The sequence below is a fragment of the Thermocatellispora tengchongensis genome (assembly GCF_014202315.1).
Classification (GTDB): Bacteria; Actinomycetota; Actinomycetes; order Streptosporangiales; family Streptosporangiaceae; genus Thermocatellispora; species Thermocatellispora tengchongensis.
The window spans coordinates 238,850-254,515 of the sequence record NZ_JACHGN010000012.1 but is presented as its reverse complement, the minus strand read 5'-3'; the positions used below and the strand labels follow the sequence as shown (position 1 = coordinate 254,515).

Below are 15,666 nucleotides of genomic sequence, written 5' to 3'. Positions count from 1 at the left end.
CTCACCGCGCTCGGGCACGGGACCGCCCCCTCCGGTTTCGATGGCCGGACGATCGCTCTGGCTGCCGAGGCCCTCGCCACTCCCGCCGGCCCGAGCCGCCGCCCACGAATCCGCGCGGCTCAGCGCGCCAACCCATGCAGTCGCGGTGCCGATCGGCACCGTCCTCATGCGCCGCGCGGCACTCGCGGGCCCAGCCGGCACGGTTGCACGGGAGTGGAGGCGCGGCCCTGGCCGCGAGGCCCCGGGCTCGCGGGGCCGCGCTCCCGACGGCCTGAGCGGTCGCGCACAGCCAGTTCCACCTTCACCGGGTCGGCGTGCGGGGCGTTGGTGGCCAGCGCGAAAAGCCACGGTCGCGGGAGCCGGAGCGGCATGGTGGCAGGGACCGCCCGGCGTCGTCCCCGACCCGCGCAGACCGGGGCGAACCTGAGCCCTGCGCGTGCCCAGCGCCAACCCGCGCCGCTCCGCGCTTTGACCCGCGCCGCTCCGCGCTTTGACCCGCGCCGCTCCGCGCTTTGACCCGCGCCGCTCCGCGCTTTGACCCGCGCCGCCTCGGGCTTTGACCCGCGCCGCCTCGGGCTTTGACCTGCGCCGTCTGCTCCGGGTTGTGGTGCGCGCTGCCGTGGGCTCTGATCCGCGCCCGCCCGGCGCGAACCCTGCGCGCCGCCCTCGCGCCGACCCCGCGCGTCAACCCCATGCCGCCCCGCGCTCTGATCCGCGCCCTCCGCCCCGCGCGTGATCCCGCGCCGCCCACTAGGTGTGTGGTTCGGGGCCAAGGGGCGCTTGCAACCCACCCGCATGGCCTTCGTCTACTTAACTGGATAAGTGGCAATTCGTGCAGGTCCGCGTTTCGGGGTGGACCCCGTTGGGGTGGCCGTGTGCCGGCTTGTGGGCCTCGGGTGCTGCCTGGCGGCCGATTGGGGATACGGCCAGGTAAGAGGGGGGTTTACGGGCCTGGGGGCCGCGGCCGGTGAGGGTGGGGTGGGCGGGTTGGGGGCGGTCGCGGGGAATGAAACGGTTCAGTAACACTCGCGAAACGCCCCGCCCCAAACCATTGCGTCTGCGCTTCCCCGGGTGTTCACATGGCGCCAGGACATCGCTGCGGGAGCGCTCCCACGCGTGCCTGCCTAGGGAGGCGGTCGGCTTACGGTGGAGTCACACGGGTTCCGCGGGCGGCCTCCGGGCCTGCCGTCAGCCTGCCTGGGCGGGTGGGGGAGCGGTGCTGCCTCGGGGGACGAGGCGGGCCGCCTCGTCCTCGAAGGGGTCGGCCTCGCCGTCGGCGATCAGGGTCAGCAGCCGCCGCGCGGCGTGGGCGCCGTACGCCGGGATGTCGCGGGTGAGGGCGGTCAGCGCGGGGCGGACCACCTGCGAGAGCGGGGAGTCGTCCCAGGCGACGATCGACAGGTCGGCCGGCACCGTCAGGCCCATCTCCTGGGCCACCGACAGGCCGGCGACGGCCATTATGTCGTTGTCGTAGACGATCGCGGTCGGGCGGCGCGGCGAGCTGAGCAGCCGCCGCGTGGCCCGTGCGCCGTCCTCGCCGGTGTAGTCGGCGTGCACCGTGACGTGCTCGGTGGCCCCCAGCTCCGCGCACACCCCGTCGAAGGCCCGGTCGCGGATCACCGTGTGCACCAGCTTGGGCAGGCCGGCCACGCGGGCGATCCTGCGGTGGCCCAGCGCCACGAGGTATTCGACGGTCTCGCGCACCGCCGCGCCGTCGTCGGACCAGACCGGCACCAGCGAGCCCGCCTCGGAGGGGTGGCCCACCACGATCACCGGCATGCCCAGCCGCTCCAGCTCGGGCACGCGCGGGTCGCCGACGTGCAGGTCGACCATGATGGCGCCGTCGATGCGGCCCTCGCCCCACCAGCGGCGGTAGACGCCCAGCTCGGCATCGTGGTCGGCGACCACCTGGAGCATCAGGGCGGCCGACCGCGTGGCCAGCTCGGCCTCGATGCCGCTGATCAGCTCCATGAAGAACGGCTCCACGCCGAGTATGCGCGCCGGGCGGCACAGCGCCAGCCCCACCGCGTCGGCGCGCCTGCCGTTGAGCGCGAGCGCGGCCCGGTTGGGGCGCCAGCCGATCTCCTCGGCGATGGCCCTGATCCGCGCCCTGGTGGCCTCGGAGACCCCGGGCCTGCCGTTGAGCGCGTAGGAGACGGCGCCCTTGGAGACGCCGGCCCTCCTGGCGATGTCGGCGATGGTCGGTCTGTTCACGGCCCCCCTTCCTTGAACCGGTTGAGCAAGCGTTTCACCCCCGGCCGCCGCGCCCGGCCCGGCCGGTACGGGCCGCGGCCACGTCCTGGGCTGCGCCGTCACCGATTCTCGCAGCACGCGCGGCCAGTGTCGATTAAACCACCCGTTGACATCTCTGATATGCCCCGTTTACGGTCCTCCTACTTGACCGGTTCAGCTCTCCCGTCGGGAGGAGACCCCCAGTGACCTACCGCCAGTTGCACGAGGGCTGGTCCCTCACCGCCGTCCCGGACGCGAGCCCCGGTCATGGGAGCGCTCTCGCGGTCCTCGGCGGCAAGAGCGTGCCGGCGACGGTGCCCGGCTGCGTGCACACGGACCTGCTGGCGGCGGGCCTGATCGAGGACCCCTACCTTGACGACAACGAGACCCGCCTGGGCTGGATCGGGCGCACGCGGTGGGCGTACGAGACCGCCTTCGAGTGGGACGGCGCGGGCGAGGACCGCGTGGACCTGGTCTGCGCGGGGCTGGACACCGTGGCGACGGTGCTGGTCAACGGGCGCGAGGCGGGCTCGTCGGCCAACCAGCACCGCTCCTACCGGTTCCCGGTGCGCGACCTGCTGCGCCCCGGCCGCAACACGCTGCGGGTGGAGTTCGAGCCCCCCTACGCGTACGCCGAGGCGCAGCGGGCCGCGCTGGGCGCCCGCCCCGGCGCGTACGACGAGCCGTACCCGTTCATCCGCAAGATGGCCTGCAACTTCGGCTGGGACTGGGGCCCCACCCTGGTGACCTCCGGGATCTGGCGGCCGATCGGCCTGGAGAGCTGGTCGGTGGCCCGCCTGGCCGAGGTCCGCCCCCTGGCCGAGGTCACCGAGGCGGGCGACGGGCGGGTCACCGTGCACGTGCGGGCCGAGCGCGCGGCGGACCGGCCGCTCACGGTCGAGGTGACCGCCGGTGGACTCGCGCACGCTCTGGGAGCGCTCCCAGAAGGCGAGACCGGCACCGCGGTGACGCTCGACGTGCCCCGGCCCGAGCTGTGGTGGCCGCGCGGACGCGGCCCCCAGCCCCTTTACGAGCTGACCGTACGGCTCGCCGACCCCTCGTCCGGTGCCACCCTGGACACCTGGCGGCGCAGGATCGGATTCCGGTCGATCCGGCTGGACACCGCCGACGGCGCCTTTACTCTGGTGGTCAACAATGAGCCGATCTTCGTCAAGGGGTTCAACTGGATCCCCGACGACTGCTTCCCCCACCGCGTCACCCGCGAGCGGCTGGCCGAGCGGTTCGACCAGGCGTGCCTGGCGGGGGCGAACCTGCTGCGCGTGTGGGGCGGCGGCCTGTACGAGAGCGAGGAGTTCTACGACCTCGCCGACGAGCGCGGCCTGCTGGTCTGGCAGGACTTCCCGTTCGCCTGCGCCGCCTACCCCGAGGAGGGCCCGTTCGCCGCGGAGGTCGAGGCCGAGGCCAGGGAGCACGTCACCCGCCTGGCGAGCCACCCCAGCCTGGCCCTGTGGTGCGGCAACAACGAGAACCTCGAAGGCTACGCCGAGTGGGGCTGGCGCGAGCGCCTGGGCGGCCGCTCCTGGGGCGCCGGCTTCTACCACGGCCTGCTGCCCTCGATCGTGGCCGAGCTGGACCCGACGCGCCCGTACTGGCCGGGCAGCCCCTACTCCGGCGAGCCCGGCCTGCGGCCCAACGACCCCGACCGGGGCACCATCCACATCTGGGACGTCTGGAACACCCGCGACTACACCCACTACGCGAGCTACCGCCCCAGGTTCGTGGCCGAGTTCGGCTTCCAGGGCCCGCCCGCGTACGCGACCCTGCGCCGGGCGGTCACCGACCGGCCCCTCACGCCCGAGTCGCCGGGCGTGCTGCACCACCAGAAGGCCGACGACGGCAACGGCAAGCTGATGCGCGGCCTCGCCGGGCACCTGCCCGTCCCGTCGGACTTCGACGACTGGCACTACCTGACCCAGCTCAACCAGGCCCGCGCGATGGCCTTCGGCGTGGCGCACCTGCGCTCCCTCGCCCCCCGGTGCATGGGCGCGGTCGTCTGGCAGCTCAACGACTGCTGGCCGGTCACGTCCTGGTCCGCCGTGGACGGCGACGGCAGGCGCAAGCCCCTGTGGTACGCCCTGCGCCGCGCGTTCGCCGACCGCCTGCTCGTCATCGCCGGCATGGACGCGCCGGGCGGCGTCCCGGAGATCGCCATGGTCAACGACACCGCCCGGCCCTGGACCGGGCAGCTCGCGGTGACCCGGATCAACGTCGCGGGCGAGCCCCTGGCCAAGGAGTCCTACGAGGTGAGCGTCCCGCCGCGCCAGGTCGCCCGCGTCGCGCTGCCCGCCTCCCTGGCCGAGCCCGGCTACCCCAGGCTGGAACTCCTCGCCGCCGAACTCGACGGGGTGCGCGCGCTGTGGGCGTACGCGCCGGACAAGGACATGGCCTACCCGCCGGCCCGGATGGAGGTGCTGGCCGAGCCCGCGCCCGGCGGCGCGACGGTCACGGTCACCGCGCTCACCCTGGTCCGCGACCTCGCGCTGTTCCCCGACCGGCTCGACCCGGCCGCGTCGGTGGACGACATGCTGGTGACCCTGCTGCCTGGCGAGCGCGCCAGGTTCCATGTGACGGCTCCGGGCGGGCTCGACGTCGCCGCCCTCGCCGCCCACCCGGTGCTCCGCTGCGTCAACGAGGCGCCGTTCGGGGGGCGCACTGCTCTGGGAGATCGTTCCCGATGAAGACCTCCGCCAGGGAGGAAGGAGTGGCACGATGCGAAACCGGTCCAGGTTGATGATCCTCCTGGCCGCGGCCACCATGGTCGCGGCCGGGTGCACGGGCGGCGGTGGGACCACGCCGCCGCAGAGCGCCCCGCCCAGCGGCGCCGCCTCCGCGCCCGCCGCGGCGGCGAACGGCCAGTTCCCGCGCAACGAGACGCTCTACACCAGCGGCACCCAGTACGGCCCCCCGGCCAACTGGAACCCGATCCGGGAATGGGACTTCGCGACCGGCACCAAGGGCCTGTGCTACGAGACCCTGTTCCTGTACGACACGCAGAAGGGCGAGTTCACCCCCTGGCTGGCCGAGAGCGGAAGCTGGACCGGTGACAAGGAGTACACCCTGAAGCTGCGCCAGGGCGTCACCTGGTCCGACGGCAAGCCGCTGGTCGCCGACGACGTGGTGTACACCTTCGAGCTGGGCAAGATGGAGACCATCCCCTATCACCCGCTGTGGGAGTTCCTGGAGAAGGTGGAGGCGGTCGATCCGGCCACGGTGAAGTTCACCTTCAAGGAGGCCAACTACCAGCAGTTCGCCAACCACCTCTACAGCCGGGCGATCGTGCCCAAGCACGTCTGGGACGGCCGGTCGGAGAAGGAGGTGCTCGACGGGCTGAACGAGAAGCCGGTCGGCACCGGCCCGTACGCCTACCACAGCCATGACCAGGACCGCATGGTGTGGGTCAAGCGCGACGGCTGGTGGGCCACCAAGGCGCTCAACCTGGACGTCAAGCCCAAGTACATCGTCGACATCGTCAACGGCAGCAACGAGGTCGCGCTGGGCCTGCTGCTGCAGAACGGCCTGGACCTCAGCAACAACTTCCTGCCCGGCATCGCCAACCTGGTCAACGGCAACTTCGGCATCAAGACCTACTACTCCAAGCCGCCGTACATGCTCTCGGCCAACACCGCCTGGCTGGTGCCCAACACCACCCGCAAGCCCATGGACGACCCCGAGTTCCGCAAGGCGCTGGCCCACTCCATCGACCTGAAGACGATCGTGGAGAAGGTGTACGGCAACCTGGTGCTGCCCGCGAGCCCGACCGGCCTGCTGCCGCAGTGGGACAAGTTCGTCGACAAGAGCGTGGTGAGCTCCCAGGGCTTCACCTACGACGAGGCCAAGGCCAAGAAGCTGCTGGCCGACGCCGGCTACCGCGACCGCGACGGCGACGGCCTGGTGGAGAACAAGGACGGCTCCAAGATCGAGCTGGAGCTGGCCGTGCCCAACGGCTGGACCGACTGGATGGAGTCGATCCGCGTGATCAGCGCCAGCGCCAAGAAGGCCGGCATCAACGTCGAGCCCGTCTTCCCCGAGTACCCCAAGCTGGTCTCCGACCGCAGCAGCGGCGACTTCGACCTGATGATCAACAACGAGCGCCAGCTCAGCAACACGCCGTGGCTGTACTACGACTACCTGTTCCGCCTGCCGGTGCAGAAGCAGCAGAACACGGTCAACTTCGGCCGGTACGAGAACGAGCGCGCCTGGGAGCTGACCCAGGACCTCGACCGCACCAAGGTCGAGGACGTCGAGGGCATGGCGAAGATCACCTCTGAGCTGCAGAAGATCCACCTCGACGAGATGCCGGTCATCCCGCTCTGGTACAACGGCCTGTGGTCGCAGACCACCTCCACCGCGTGGAAGAACTGGCCGTCGGCCGAGGGCAGCGCGCCCAAGAACCCGCCTACGCTGTGGCGGAACTGGATCGAGCTCGGCGGCATCTACACCCTGACCAACCTCCAGCCCGCCCAAGGCTGACATCCATGGCGCGCTTCCCCGCCCCGCGCGGGGGAGCGCGCCCGACGCGGACCGGGAGGACCGCTTGCGACAGTACTTCGGCAGGAAACTGCTCATATACGCGCTGACGTTCTTCGCGGCGGTGACGATCAACTGGATGATCCCGCGGTTCATGCCGGGCGACCCGATCCAGGGCCTGGTCGCGCGGGCCCAGGTCGCCGACCCCGCCTCCGTGGACGCGATGAACGCCCACTACCGCAACCTGTTCGGGCTCGACGTGCCCGTGTGGGAGCAGTACATGAACTTCTGGGGGGCGCTGCTCCGCGGCGACCTGGGCCTGAGCATCTGGGCCTTCCCCACCCCGGTCAGCGACCTGATCGTGCGCGCCATCCCCTACACCCTGGCGCTGCTCATCCCGGCCATCCTGCTGAGCTGGTGGGCCGGCAACCGGTTCGGCGCGTTCGCCGCGCGCCGCAAGTGGCTGGACAACACGATCCTGCCGGTCGGCTACATCCTGACCGCCACGCCGTACATGTGGCTGGCGCTGCTGCTGGCCTGGTCGCTGGCCATCGTCGCCGGCATCTTCCCGGTCTCGCACGCCTACAGCTTCTCGCTGACCCCCTCGTGGTCGCCGGAGTTCCTGGGCAGCCTGCTGGCGCACTGGGTGCTGCCGTTCGCCTCGCTGTTCCTGGTCATGTTCGGCGGCTGGGCGATCGGCATGCGCAACCTGATCATCTACGAGCTGGAGGCCGACTACTCCAACTACCTGCTGGCGCTGGGGGCGCGCGGCAAGCTGGTGCGCGACTACGCCTTCAGGAACGCGGTGCTGCCGCAGATCACCGGCCTGGCCCTGCAGCTCGGCACGATCGTGGCGGGCGCGCTGGTCACCGAGATCGTCTTCTCCTATCCCGGCATCGGTTACCTGATCCTCCAGGCCATCAACAGCCAGGACTTCTTCCTGCTGCAAGGGGTGTTCCTGTTCATCGTGCTCGGCGTGCTGATCGCCAACTTCATCATCGACGCCGTCTACACCCTGGTCGATCCGCGGACCAGGGTCCGTCTGCAAGGAGCAGGGGCATGAGCCAAGCGGACCAGATCAGCCTGCCCGCCGAGAGCGGCGGCGCCGCGCCGGGGCAGCCCGCCGCCCCCGCGCCGGTGGCGGCCAGGCGCGGCGGCGACACCCTGTACTTCGCGCTGCGCAACAAGAAGCTGGTGGGCGGCCTGATCGTGGTGCTGGCCCTGCTGGTCCTGGGCGTGGTCGGCCCGCTGGTGCACACCAACTCGCCCACCGAGTACCTCGGCACCCCCGGGCAGAGCCCCGGCGGCGAGTGGCTCATGGGCACCACGATGTTCGGCCAGGACGTCCTGGCCCAGTTCCTGCACGGCCTGCGCTCGACGTTCCTGGTGGGCGCGCTGGGCGGCGGCCTGGCCGCGATCGTCGGCATGGCGGTCGGCTTCGTGGCCGGATACCGCGGCGGCCTGGTGGACGAGGTGCTGAACATGCTCACCAACATCCTCCTGGTCATCCCCACCCTGGCCGTGCTGATCATCATCGCGGCCTACCTCAAGGTGCGCGGCGTCATGGTGGAGGCCCTGTTCATCGGGTTCACCTCCTGGCCGTGGGCGGCCCGCGCCGTGCGCTCGCAGACGCTCACGCTGGCCTCGCGCGACTTCGTGGACCTGGCCAGGCTCAGCGGCGTACCGACCTGGAAGATCATCACCAGGGACATCGCGCCGAACATGAGCTCCTACCTGTTCATGACCTTCATCCTGCTGTTCGGCGGCGCCGTGCTCGCCGCGGCCACGCTCGACTTCATCGGCCTCGGCCCGACCGACGGCATGTCGCTGGGGCTGATGCTGAACAACGCGGTGCGCTGGAGCGCCCTGCAGCTCGGCCTGTGGTGGTGGTTCGTGCCGCCCGGCCTCGGCATCACCGCGGTGGTGGGGGCGCTGTACGTGATGAACGTCGGGCTCGACGAGGTGTTCAACCCGCGGCTGAGGGAGATGTGATGGCACTGCGGGTCAGCGACCTGACGGTCCACTACCGTACGCTGCGCGGCGCGGTGAAGGCGCTCGACGGCGTGACGTTCGAGGTCGGGGACGGCGAGATACTCGGCCTGGCCGGCGAGTCCGGCAGCGGCAAGAGCACCCTCGGCAAGAGCCTGATCCGGATGGACGGCCGCATGCGCCACGTCGGCGGCACGGTCGAGCTGGACGGCAAGGAGCTGCCGATCGGCGACGACGGCGCCATGAACCGCTTCCGCTACAAGGAGGTCTCGCTCATCCCGCAGTACGCGATGAGCGCGCTCAACCCCACCCGCAAGATCGGCAAGATGGTGGCCGACCTGCTCGACTCGCACGGCGTGCGCTACAAGAGCGTGGAGGAGGAGCTGGGCCGCCGCCTGGACCTGGTCGAGCTGCCGGCGGAGGTGCTGGGCAAGTACCCGATCGAGCTGTCGGGCGGCATGAAGCAGCGCATGGTCATGGTGATCTCCACGCTGCTCGACCCGTCGCTGCTGATCGCCGACGAGGTCACCTCCGCCCTGGACGTCTCCACCCAGAAGGCGGTGGCCACGACCCTGGCCGGGTTCCGCAACCGCGGATTCGTCAAGAGCATGATCTTCATCACGCACGACATCTCGCTCACCCACCAGATCGCCGACACCATCATGGTCATGTACGCCGGCAAGCTCGCCGAGAAGGCCCCGGCCGACACGGTCGTGCGGGCGCCGCGCCACCCGTACACCAAGGCCCTGATCAACTCGCTGCCCGAGGTCGGCGTCCAGTACGCCGAGCGCAAGCTGGCCGGCATCCCCGGCAGCCCGCCCTCGCTGCTGAACCCGCCCGCCGGATGCCGCTTCCGCGACCGCTGCCCGCTCGCCTTCGACAAGTGCGGCGAGCAGCCGCCCGCAGTGGAGGTCGCGCCCGGCCACCTCGTCGCCTGCTGCAAGGCGTGAGCCGATGCTGAGCCTGCACTCCATCTCCAAGGACTACCGCACCGGCGCGTTCGGCGGCGCCACCATGACCGCCGTCCGCGACGTCAGCTTTGACGTCGGCGTGGGCGAGGTCGTCTCGCTCATCGGCGAGAGCGGCAGCGGCAAGAGCACCATCGGCCGGATGATCCTGCGCCTGGCCTCGGTCACCCGGGGCAAGGTCACCTTCGACGGCGCCGACATCTCGGCCTATCGCGGCCCGGCGCTCAAGGAGTACTACCGCGACGTCCAGGGGGTCTTCCAGGACCCGTTCAGCTGCTACAACCCCGTCTTCCGCGCCGACCGCGTGTTCGCCATGATCAAGGAGGAGTACTTCCCGCGGGTGCCGCGCGAGGAGTGGGCCGAGAAGATCGAGGCGGCGGTGGAGGCCGTGCGGCTCAACCCGGGCGAGGTGCTGGGCAAGTACCCCCACCAGCTCAGCGGCGGCCAGCTCCAGCGGCTGCTGATCGCGCGGGCGCTGCTGCTGGACATCAAGCTCCTGGTCGCCGACGAGATCACCAGCATGCTGGACGCCTCGACCCGCATCGACGTGCTCAACCTGCTCGCCGACCTCAAGGCCCGCGGGCTCGGCGTGCTGTTCATCACCCACGACCTGTCGCTGGGCAACTACGTCAGCGAGCGCACGATCGTGCTGCGGCGCGGCTCCATCGTGGAGATGGGCCCGACGAACCTGGTCTTCGGCAACCCGCTGCACCCGTACACGATCAAGCTGCTGGACTCCGTGCCGCGCCTGCACGAGAAGTGGGACGTGGACGCCGAGCGGCCCGCCGAGCCCGCGTGGGCGGTGGAACCGCTGGTGGAGGCCGAGCCCGGCCACTTCGTCGCCGGCTACGCGGCCTAGCCGGCGCCACAGCGGGGACACAGCGGGGACACAGCGGGGCCACGGCCGGGACACAGGGGACACGCGCGGACCCGCGGGGACACGCGGGCGGGCGGCGCGCACCGCCGCCCGCCCGTCCCCGTTACGCTGGAGGGGGCCACCGCGCAGGTGCGGCGGCCAGAGCGCCGCCGCACGCGCGGCGCCTCCACCGAACGCCGAGAGAGACGATGAAGACCTTCGAAGAGCTGTTCGCCGAGCTGTCCGAGAAGGCGCGCACCCGGCCCCCGGGCTCGGGCACCGTCGCCGCGCTGGACGCCGGCGTCCATGCCATCGGCAAGAAGGTCGTCGAGGAGGCCGCGGAGAGCTGGATGGCGGCCGAGTACGAGTCCGACGAGCGGGCCGCCGAGGAGATCTCCCAGCTCCTGTACCACGTGCAGGTCCTCATGCTGGCCCGCGGCATCGGGCTGGAGCAGGTCTACAAGCATCTGTAGGCCGGGCGCCCGCCCGGCCACGGCACCTGCCCCGCGTCCGTCCCCGCATCCGAGGAACCGAACAACCATGCTCCGACTGGCAGTACCCAACAAGGGCGCGCTCGCCGAGGCCGCCCAGGCCATCCTGAAAGAGGCCGGCTACCGCAACCGCAAGGACAGCAAGGAACTCGTGGTCGTCGACCCCGAGAACTCCTGCGAGCTGTTCTTCCTGCGCCCGCGCGACATCGCCGTCTACGTCGGCGAGGGCACGCTCGACGGCGGCATCACCGGCCGCGACATGCTGCACGACTCCGGCGCGCCCGCCGAGGAGATCCTGCCGCTCGGCTTCGGCGGCTCCACCTTCCGCTTCGCCGGCAAGGCCGGCCAGTTCAGCTCGGTGCACGACCTGTCCGGGCTGCGCGTGGCCACGTCCTACACCGGCCTGGTCGAAAAGCACCTCGCCGAGGCCGGCGTGGACGCCCGCGTGATCAAGCTGGACGGCGCCGTCGAGACCGCGATCCGGCTCGGCGTGGCCGACGCGGTCGCCGACGTCGTCGAGACCGGCACCACGCTGCGCAACGTCGGGCTGGAGGTCTTCGGCGAGCCGATCATGCGCTCCGAGGCGATCCTGATCAAGCGCGCCGGCGTGCCCCACGCCAACGGCCTGGAGCAGCTCATCCGGCGGCTGCAGGGCGTGATGGTGGCCCGCGACTTCGTGATGATGGACTACGACATCAAGGCCGAGCAGATCGACAAGGCCATCGCGATCACGCCCGGCGTCGAGGGCCCGACGGTCTCGCCGCTGCACCGCGAGGGCTGGGTGGCCGTGCGCGCCATGGTCCGCCGCAAGGGCCACCAGCAGGTCATGGACCAGCTCTGGGACATCGGCGCCCGCGCCATCCTGGTCACCGACATCTACGCCGCCCGCCTGTGACCCTCAGCCCCGGCCACGACCACGCTCGTGGCCGGGCGCCCGATCCTGTCATGGCACGTCGTGTCATGGCACGTCGTGGCATGGCACGACGTGGTACGGCACCTCGTGGCGCCGCGCGGCGTCAGGCGCCGCGCTGGTGCCGTCCGGGGGAGTTCAGCGGCCCGCTCGGGGCCAGGCCCGGCTGCCCCGACACCTGCCGGATCAGGTCGCTCACCCGCAGGATGCCCATGCACCGGCCCATCTCGTCGGTCACCACGAGATCGTCGTAGACCCGCTCGTTGTCCCGGCCGGCCACCTGCATCGCCGCGATGGCGGGGGTCGTTTTGGGCACCGTACGGGGCGGGTCGGCCAGGCGGATGGCGGGCTTCTTACCGTGCAGGGCGTAGCCGTACCTGCTGGCCACCGAGAGCATGAACCGGCTGCGGTCCAGGCTGCCGCGCGGGCGCTGGTACTCGTCCACCAGGATCACGCTGGTGATCGAGGGCTCGCTGCCGAACGCCTCTATCGCCTCCTCGGCGGTGGCGTGCTCGTCCATGGTGACCGCGGGCAGCAGCATCTCCTGCACCCGCGGGCCGAGCATGCCCGCGATCGGCGCCTCCTCCGGCACCGGCAGCGGCACGTGCACCCGTCCCGACGGGCCCGGCTTGAGCAGCGGGCCGTGCGCCAGGCGCACCTCCCACGACCGCACCGCCGCGAGCTGAGCCTCCTCGCTCACCTCCGGCACCAGCACGTGCGCGCCCACGTTGCGGGCCAGCGCGGCCAGCGAGCGCCCCAGCGCCTCGGCGCGCGGGTCGCGCGGCACCCGCCCCACCAGGCGCGGCGAGAGCACCATGAGGTACGGCGCCGCGTCGGCGGCCAGGTCCATGGGCATGTGGCCCGTGCCCACGTCCCCCAGCGCCACCAGGTAGCCGATCGCGCGCAGACCGTCCAGCGCGGCCAGCAGCCGCCGCCGGTCACCCGGCGCGAAGCCGCCCTCGACGGTCAGAATCACCTCCCGCGGGCGGCGTCCGGCCACACGCAGGGCCTCGTGCAGGGGAGCCAGCCCGGCCGACCCGGCGTCGATCACCGACTGCGCGGAGATCCGCAGCACGAGGGGGAGTGAGGTCTCGCGCCTCGCCGCGTGGAGGGCGGCACGAGCCACATCGACGACGGCCGGCGCGCCGCCGGGACCGCCGGTTGGTTCGGCTGCCGCCCACAGCGCGATGACCCCGCCGGTGTCGAGATCGACGATCGGCGAGACGGCCGAGGGCATCTGCGCCTCGGCGGGCGGAAGGAGAGGAGTTCTGCCCGGCACGTTCAGATGATGCTCCCTACAGGGAGTGATATACGCTCCGTGAGGCTAAGTTCATCCACATTTCGCCCACTCTTCGAACACGCGGTGACGAGGGTAACCTCACGTACCGTGAGCGGCCGAGCGGACTCCCGGGCCACGGGCCCGGCACGCGGTGGTGGACGCTGGGTAACCGTCGCCCCCGAGCGCCTGAATCATTGGATCACCGGTTTCCGCACCCGCCACGGCCCCTTCACCGTCACCGCCGCCCCCGGCACCCTCCACCTCACCGCCACCGACGGCGCCACCGCCGAGATCCACATCCCCTTCCCACCCCTCCCGGGCGGGGACGCGGCGCCGGGCAAGGGGGTGGTTGCCGGGGAGGTGCCGGATGGGGAACCGGTGTCCGGCAAGGGGGTGGTGCCGGATGGGGACCAGGTGGCCCGCGAGGGCGCGATGTCCGACGGGGATCGGGTGGTCCCTGAGGGCCGGGTGCCGGATGGGCATTTGGCGGTCGGCAGGGAGATCGTTCCTGCGGGCGACGTGGGAGCTGTGGGCGCTGTGCCTTCCGGGGATCGGGTGTCCCCTGGGGAAGGGGCGCCAGGCACGGACTTCGTGCCCGGCGGGGAGGGGTTGGGCGACCTTGTGCCGGGTGGCGATCTCCTGCCCGGCAGGGGCAGGGCGCGCGGCTCCGATCATGGCCCCGATGGTGAGGGGTGCGCCCGCCCGGAGCACGAGGATGCCACGCCGGCCGAGCCGGGCCCGGAGACCGCCCGCGACCGGAGTACCGGCCCCGCCCGGCCGTCGGCTGGGGAGGAGGCGGTGCCGAGTTCGGAGTGGGGTCGTGCCTCTGGTCCGGATTGCTCGCCGGCCGGGCAGGAGGGGGTGCCGAGTTCGGAGTGGGGCCGTGCCTCTGGTCCGGATCGTTCGCCGGCTGGGGAGGCGGGGGTGCCGAGTTCGGAGCGTCACCCTGTCTCCGGCACGGATCCTTCGCCGGCCGGGCAAGACGGGGTGCCGAACTCGGAGTGGCACCCTGTCTCCGGCACGGATCGGTCGCCTGCTCCAGCGCCGGCTCCGGCCTCCCGCCGCGCGGCTCAGGAGGGCTCTGAGCGGGGCGGGGATGCCGGCCATGGTGTGACCCCGGATCGTCCTTCCTGGGGGCCCTCCGCCCCAGCCAGGGGCCGCGTAGCCGCCTTTGGCCGGTCCGCCCGGAGGGAGGACGGTTCCGGTGGCGGCGATGACCCGGCACCCCCTGGTGTGACCGGCTCGCGCACGGATGGGGACGTCCCCATGGGCCGGGGCGATGCCTCCGGCTCAGACCTCGGGCCGGATGGGGAGGGGCGGGCTCTCCCCACGGAAGGGGATGGTGTGCCGGGCGAGCGGAGGTCGGGGGGTGGTCTGGCCGGGTCGTCGGCATTTCGCGAGGCCGGTCTGGGGCACGCGGGCCTGCCGGAAGGGGATGGTGTGCCGGGCGAGCGGAGGTCGGAGGGTGGTCTGGCCGGGTCGTCGGCATTTCGCGAGGCCGGTCTGGGGCACGCGGGCCTGCCGGAAGGGGATGGTGTGCCCGGCGAGCGGAGGCGGGGGATCGGGTCCGCTGGGGCCCCGGCGACCCGCCAGGATCGCCAGGGCCGGGAGGGCGGCCTTGGCCCGGATCTCGGTCCCGGTCCCGGCCCGGATCCCGGTCCCGGTCCCGGCCCGGATCTCGGTCCCGGTCCCGGCCCGGATCGTGGCCCCGGTCCCGATCTCGGTCTCGGCCCCGATCTTGGCGGGGACCTCGGTGGGGATCTTGGCCGGGAGCTGGTCGGGATGGTGGTGGCGCATGCGCTGCGGGAGCGGTGTGTGGGTGTGGTGCTGGTGCGGCTGGGCGGCTACGCGGCGGGGGTGTTCGAGGGGGAGCGGCTGGTGGCGTCGAAGGTGGGGGCGCGGCTGGTGCAGGGGCGCACGGCGGCGGGCGGGTGGTCGCAGCAGCGGTTCGCGCGGCGGAGGCGGCAGCAGGCGGGGCAGGCTCGGGAGGCGGCGGCCGATGCGGCGGCGCGGGTGCTGCTGCCGTGGCTGGGGAGGCTGGAGGCGGTGGTGTTCGGCGGCGACCGGCGGTCGGTGGACGCGCTGCGGGGCGACCGGCGGCTGGACCCGCTGTTCGCACTGGAGGCCGGGCCGTTCCTCACCGTGCCCGACCCGCGGCTCCAGGTGCTCCAGGACACGCCCCGCGACTTCCGGGCCGTGCGCGTGCGGGTCGTCGAGCCCGGCGAGCGACCCGGGCCGGGTGGGTGAGCCGGGCGCGCGAGCCGGGCGGGCGGTCAGCGCCGGGGCGGGCGGTCAGCGCCGGGGTGGGTGAGCGGGCTGGCGGGTGACCGGCAGTCGGGCCGGAGGGGTGGGCTGGGGCGGTGGGTGACCGGCAGCCGGGGCGGTGATCGGCGCTGGGTGGGTAACCGGCGGCCGAGCCGGGCGGGTGATCGGCGCCGGGTGGGTAACCGGCG

12 protein-coding genes are annotated in these 15,666 nt (G+C 72.2%); 9 read left to right on the top strand and 3 right to left on the bottom strand.

The window, feature by feature from the left end:
- Positions 1-1,188 precede the first annotated feature (1,188 nt).
- Positions 1,189-2,214, bottom strand: coding sequence for a LacI family DNA-binding transcriptional regulator (locus HNP84_RS27600; RefSeq protein WP_185052831.1), 1,026 nt, complete (start codon positions 2,212-2,214; stop codon positions 1,189-1,191).
- 221 nt (positions 2,215-2,435) lie between these two features.
- On the opposite strand from HNP84_RS27600, the gene HNP84_RS27595 reads away from it, so the two are divergent.
- From HNP84_RS27595 to hisG, 8 genes are all read left to right on the top strand, one after another.
- On the top strand, positions 2,436-4,931 hold the full coding sequence (locus HNP84_RS27595) for a glycoside hydrolase family 2 protein (protein WP_185052830.1): 2,496 nt from the start codon (positions 2,436-2,438) through the stop codon (positions 4,929-4,931).
- 31 nt (positions 4,932-4,962) lie between these two features.
- Positions 4,963-6,723 carry an ABC transporter substrate-binding protein gene (locus HNP84_RS27590; RefSeq protein ID WP_185052829.1) on the top strand — a complete coding sequence of 587 codons (1,761 nt, stop codon included), beginning with the start codon at positions 4,963-4,965 and terminating at the stop codon, positions 6,721-6,723.
- A 64-nt stretch (positions 6,724-6,787) separates the two neighbouring features.
- On the top strand, positions 6,788-7,783 hold the full coding sequence (locus tag HNP84_RS27585; protein WP_185052828.1) for an ABC transporter permease: 996 nt from the start codon (positions 6,788-6,790) through the stop codon (positions 7,781-7,783).
- Positions 7,780-8,712, top strand: coding sequence for an ABC transporter permease (locus HNP84_RS27580; protein ID WP_185052827.1), 933 nt, complete (start codon positions 7,780-7,782; stop codon positions 8,710-8,712). The genes HNP84_RS27585 and HNP84_RS27580 overlap by 4 nt, the downstream gene beginning before the upstream one ends.
- Positions 8,712-9,659 (top strand): ABC transporter ATP-binding protein, encoded by a 948-nt coding sequence (locus tag HNP84_RS27575; protein ID WP_185052826.1) that lies wholly within the window; start codon positions 8,712-8,714, stop codon positions 9,657-9,659. The genes HNP84_RS27580 and HNP84_RS27575 overlap by 1 nt, the downstream gene beginning before the upstream one ends.
- 4 nt (positions 9,660-9,663) lie before the next feature.
- On the top strand, positions 9,664-10,536 hold the full coding sequence (locus HNP84_RS27570; RefSeq protein WP_185052825.1) for an ATP-binding cassette domain-containing protein: 873 nt from the start codon (positions 9,664-9,666) through the stop codon (positions 10,534-10,536).
- A 206-nt stretch (positions 10,537-10,742) separates the two neighbouring features.
- The gene (locus HNP84_RS27565) at positions 10,743-11,006 is read left to right on the top strand and encodes a phosphoribosyl-ATP diphosphatase (RefSeq protein WP_185052824.1); all 264 of its coding nucleotides are present in this window, start codon (positions 10,743-10,745) and stop codon (positions 11,004-11,006) included.
- A gap of 67 nt (positions 11,007-11,073) precedes the next feature.
- Positions 11,074-11,919 (top strand): ATP phosphoribosyltransferase, encoded by an 846-nt coding sequence (gene hisG, locus HNP84_RS27560; RefSeq protein ID WP_185052823.1) that lies wholly within the window; start codon positions 11,074-11,076, stop codon positions 11,917-11,919.
- Between the two features lie 121 nt (positions 11,920-12,040).
- On the opposite strand, the gene HNP84_RS27555 is transcribed toward hisG, so the two are convergent.
- Both HNP84_RS27555 and HNP84_RS27550 read right to left on the bottom strand, forming a co-directional pair.
- Positions 12,041-13,213: an EAL domain-containing protein gene (locus tag HNP84_RS27555; protein ID WP_312925807.1), complete on the bottom strand. Its 1,173-nt coding sequence runs from the start codon at positions 13,211-13,213 to the stop codon at positions 12,041-12,043.
- A 1,290-nt stretch (positions 13,214-14,503) separates the two neighbouring features.
- On the bottom strand, positions 14,504-15,010 hold the full coding sequence (locus HNP84_RS27550; RefSeq protein WP_185052822.1) for a hypothetical protein: 507 nt from the start codon (positions 15,008-15,010) through the stop codon (positions 14,504-14,506).
- On the opposite strand from HNP84_RS27550, the gene HNP84_RS27545 reads away from it, so the two are divergent.
- Positions 14,996-15,460: an acVLRF1 family peptidyl-tRNA hydrolase gene (locus HNP84_RS27545; protein ID WP_185052821.1), complete on the top strand. Its 465-nt coding sequence runs from the start codon at positions 14,996-14,998 to the stop codon at positions 15,458-15,460. The two genes, HNP84_RS27550 and HNP84_RS27545, sit on opposite strands and share 15 nt — an antisense overlap.
- Positions 15,461-15,666 lie beyond the last annotated feature (206 nt).

Bases quoted from the DNA above. Each gene is read 5' to 3' on its own strand.
- HNP84_RS27545 (WP_185052821.1), top strand. From the start codon at position 14,996: ATGGTGGTGGCGCATGCGCTGCGGGAGCGGTGTGTGGGTGTGGTGCTG.
- HNP84_RS27550 (WP_185052822.1), bottom strand. From the start codon at position 15,010: ATGCGCCACCACCATCCCGACCAGCTCCCGGCCAAGATCCCCACCGAG.
- hisG (WP_185052823.1), top strand. From the start codon at position 11,074: ATGCTCCGACTGGCAGTACCCAACAAGGGCGCGCTCGCCGAGGCCGCC.
- HNP84_RS27580 (WP_185052827.1), top strand. From the start codon at position 7,780: ATGAGCCAAGCGGACCAGATCAGCCTGCCCGCCGAGAGCGGCGGCGCC.
- HNP84_RS27575 (WP_185052826.1), top strand. From the start codon at position 8,712: ATGGCACTGCGGGTCAGCGACCTGACGGTCCACTACCGTACGCTGCGC.
- HNP84_RS27565 (WP_185052824.1), top strand. From the start codon at position 10,743: ATGAAGACCTTCGAAGAGCTGTTCGCCGAGCTGTCCGAGAAGGCGCGC.
- HNP84_RS27590 (WP_185052829.1), top strand. From the start codon at position 4,963: ATGCGAAACCGGTCCAGGTTGATGATCCTCCTGGCCGCGGCCACCATG.
- HNP84_RS27570 (WP_185052825.1), top strand. From the start codon at position 9,664: ATGCTGAGCCTGCACTCCATCTCCAAGGACTACCGCACCGGCGCGTTC.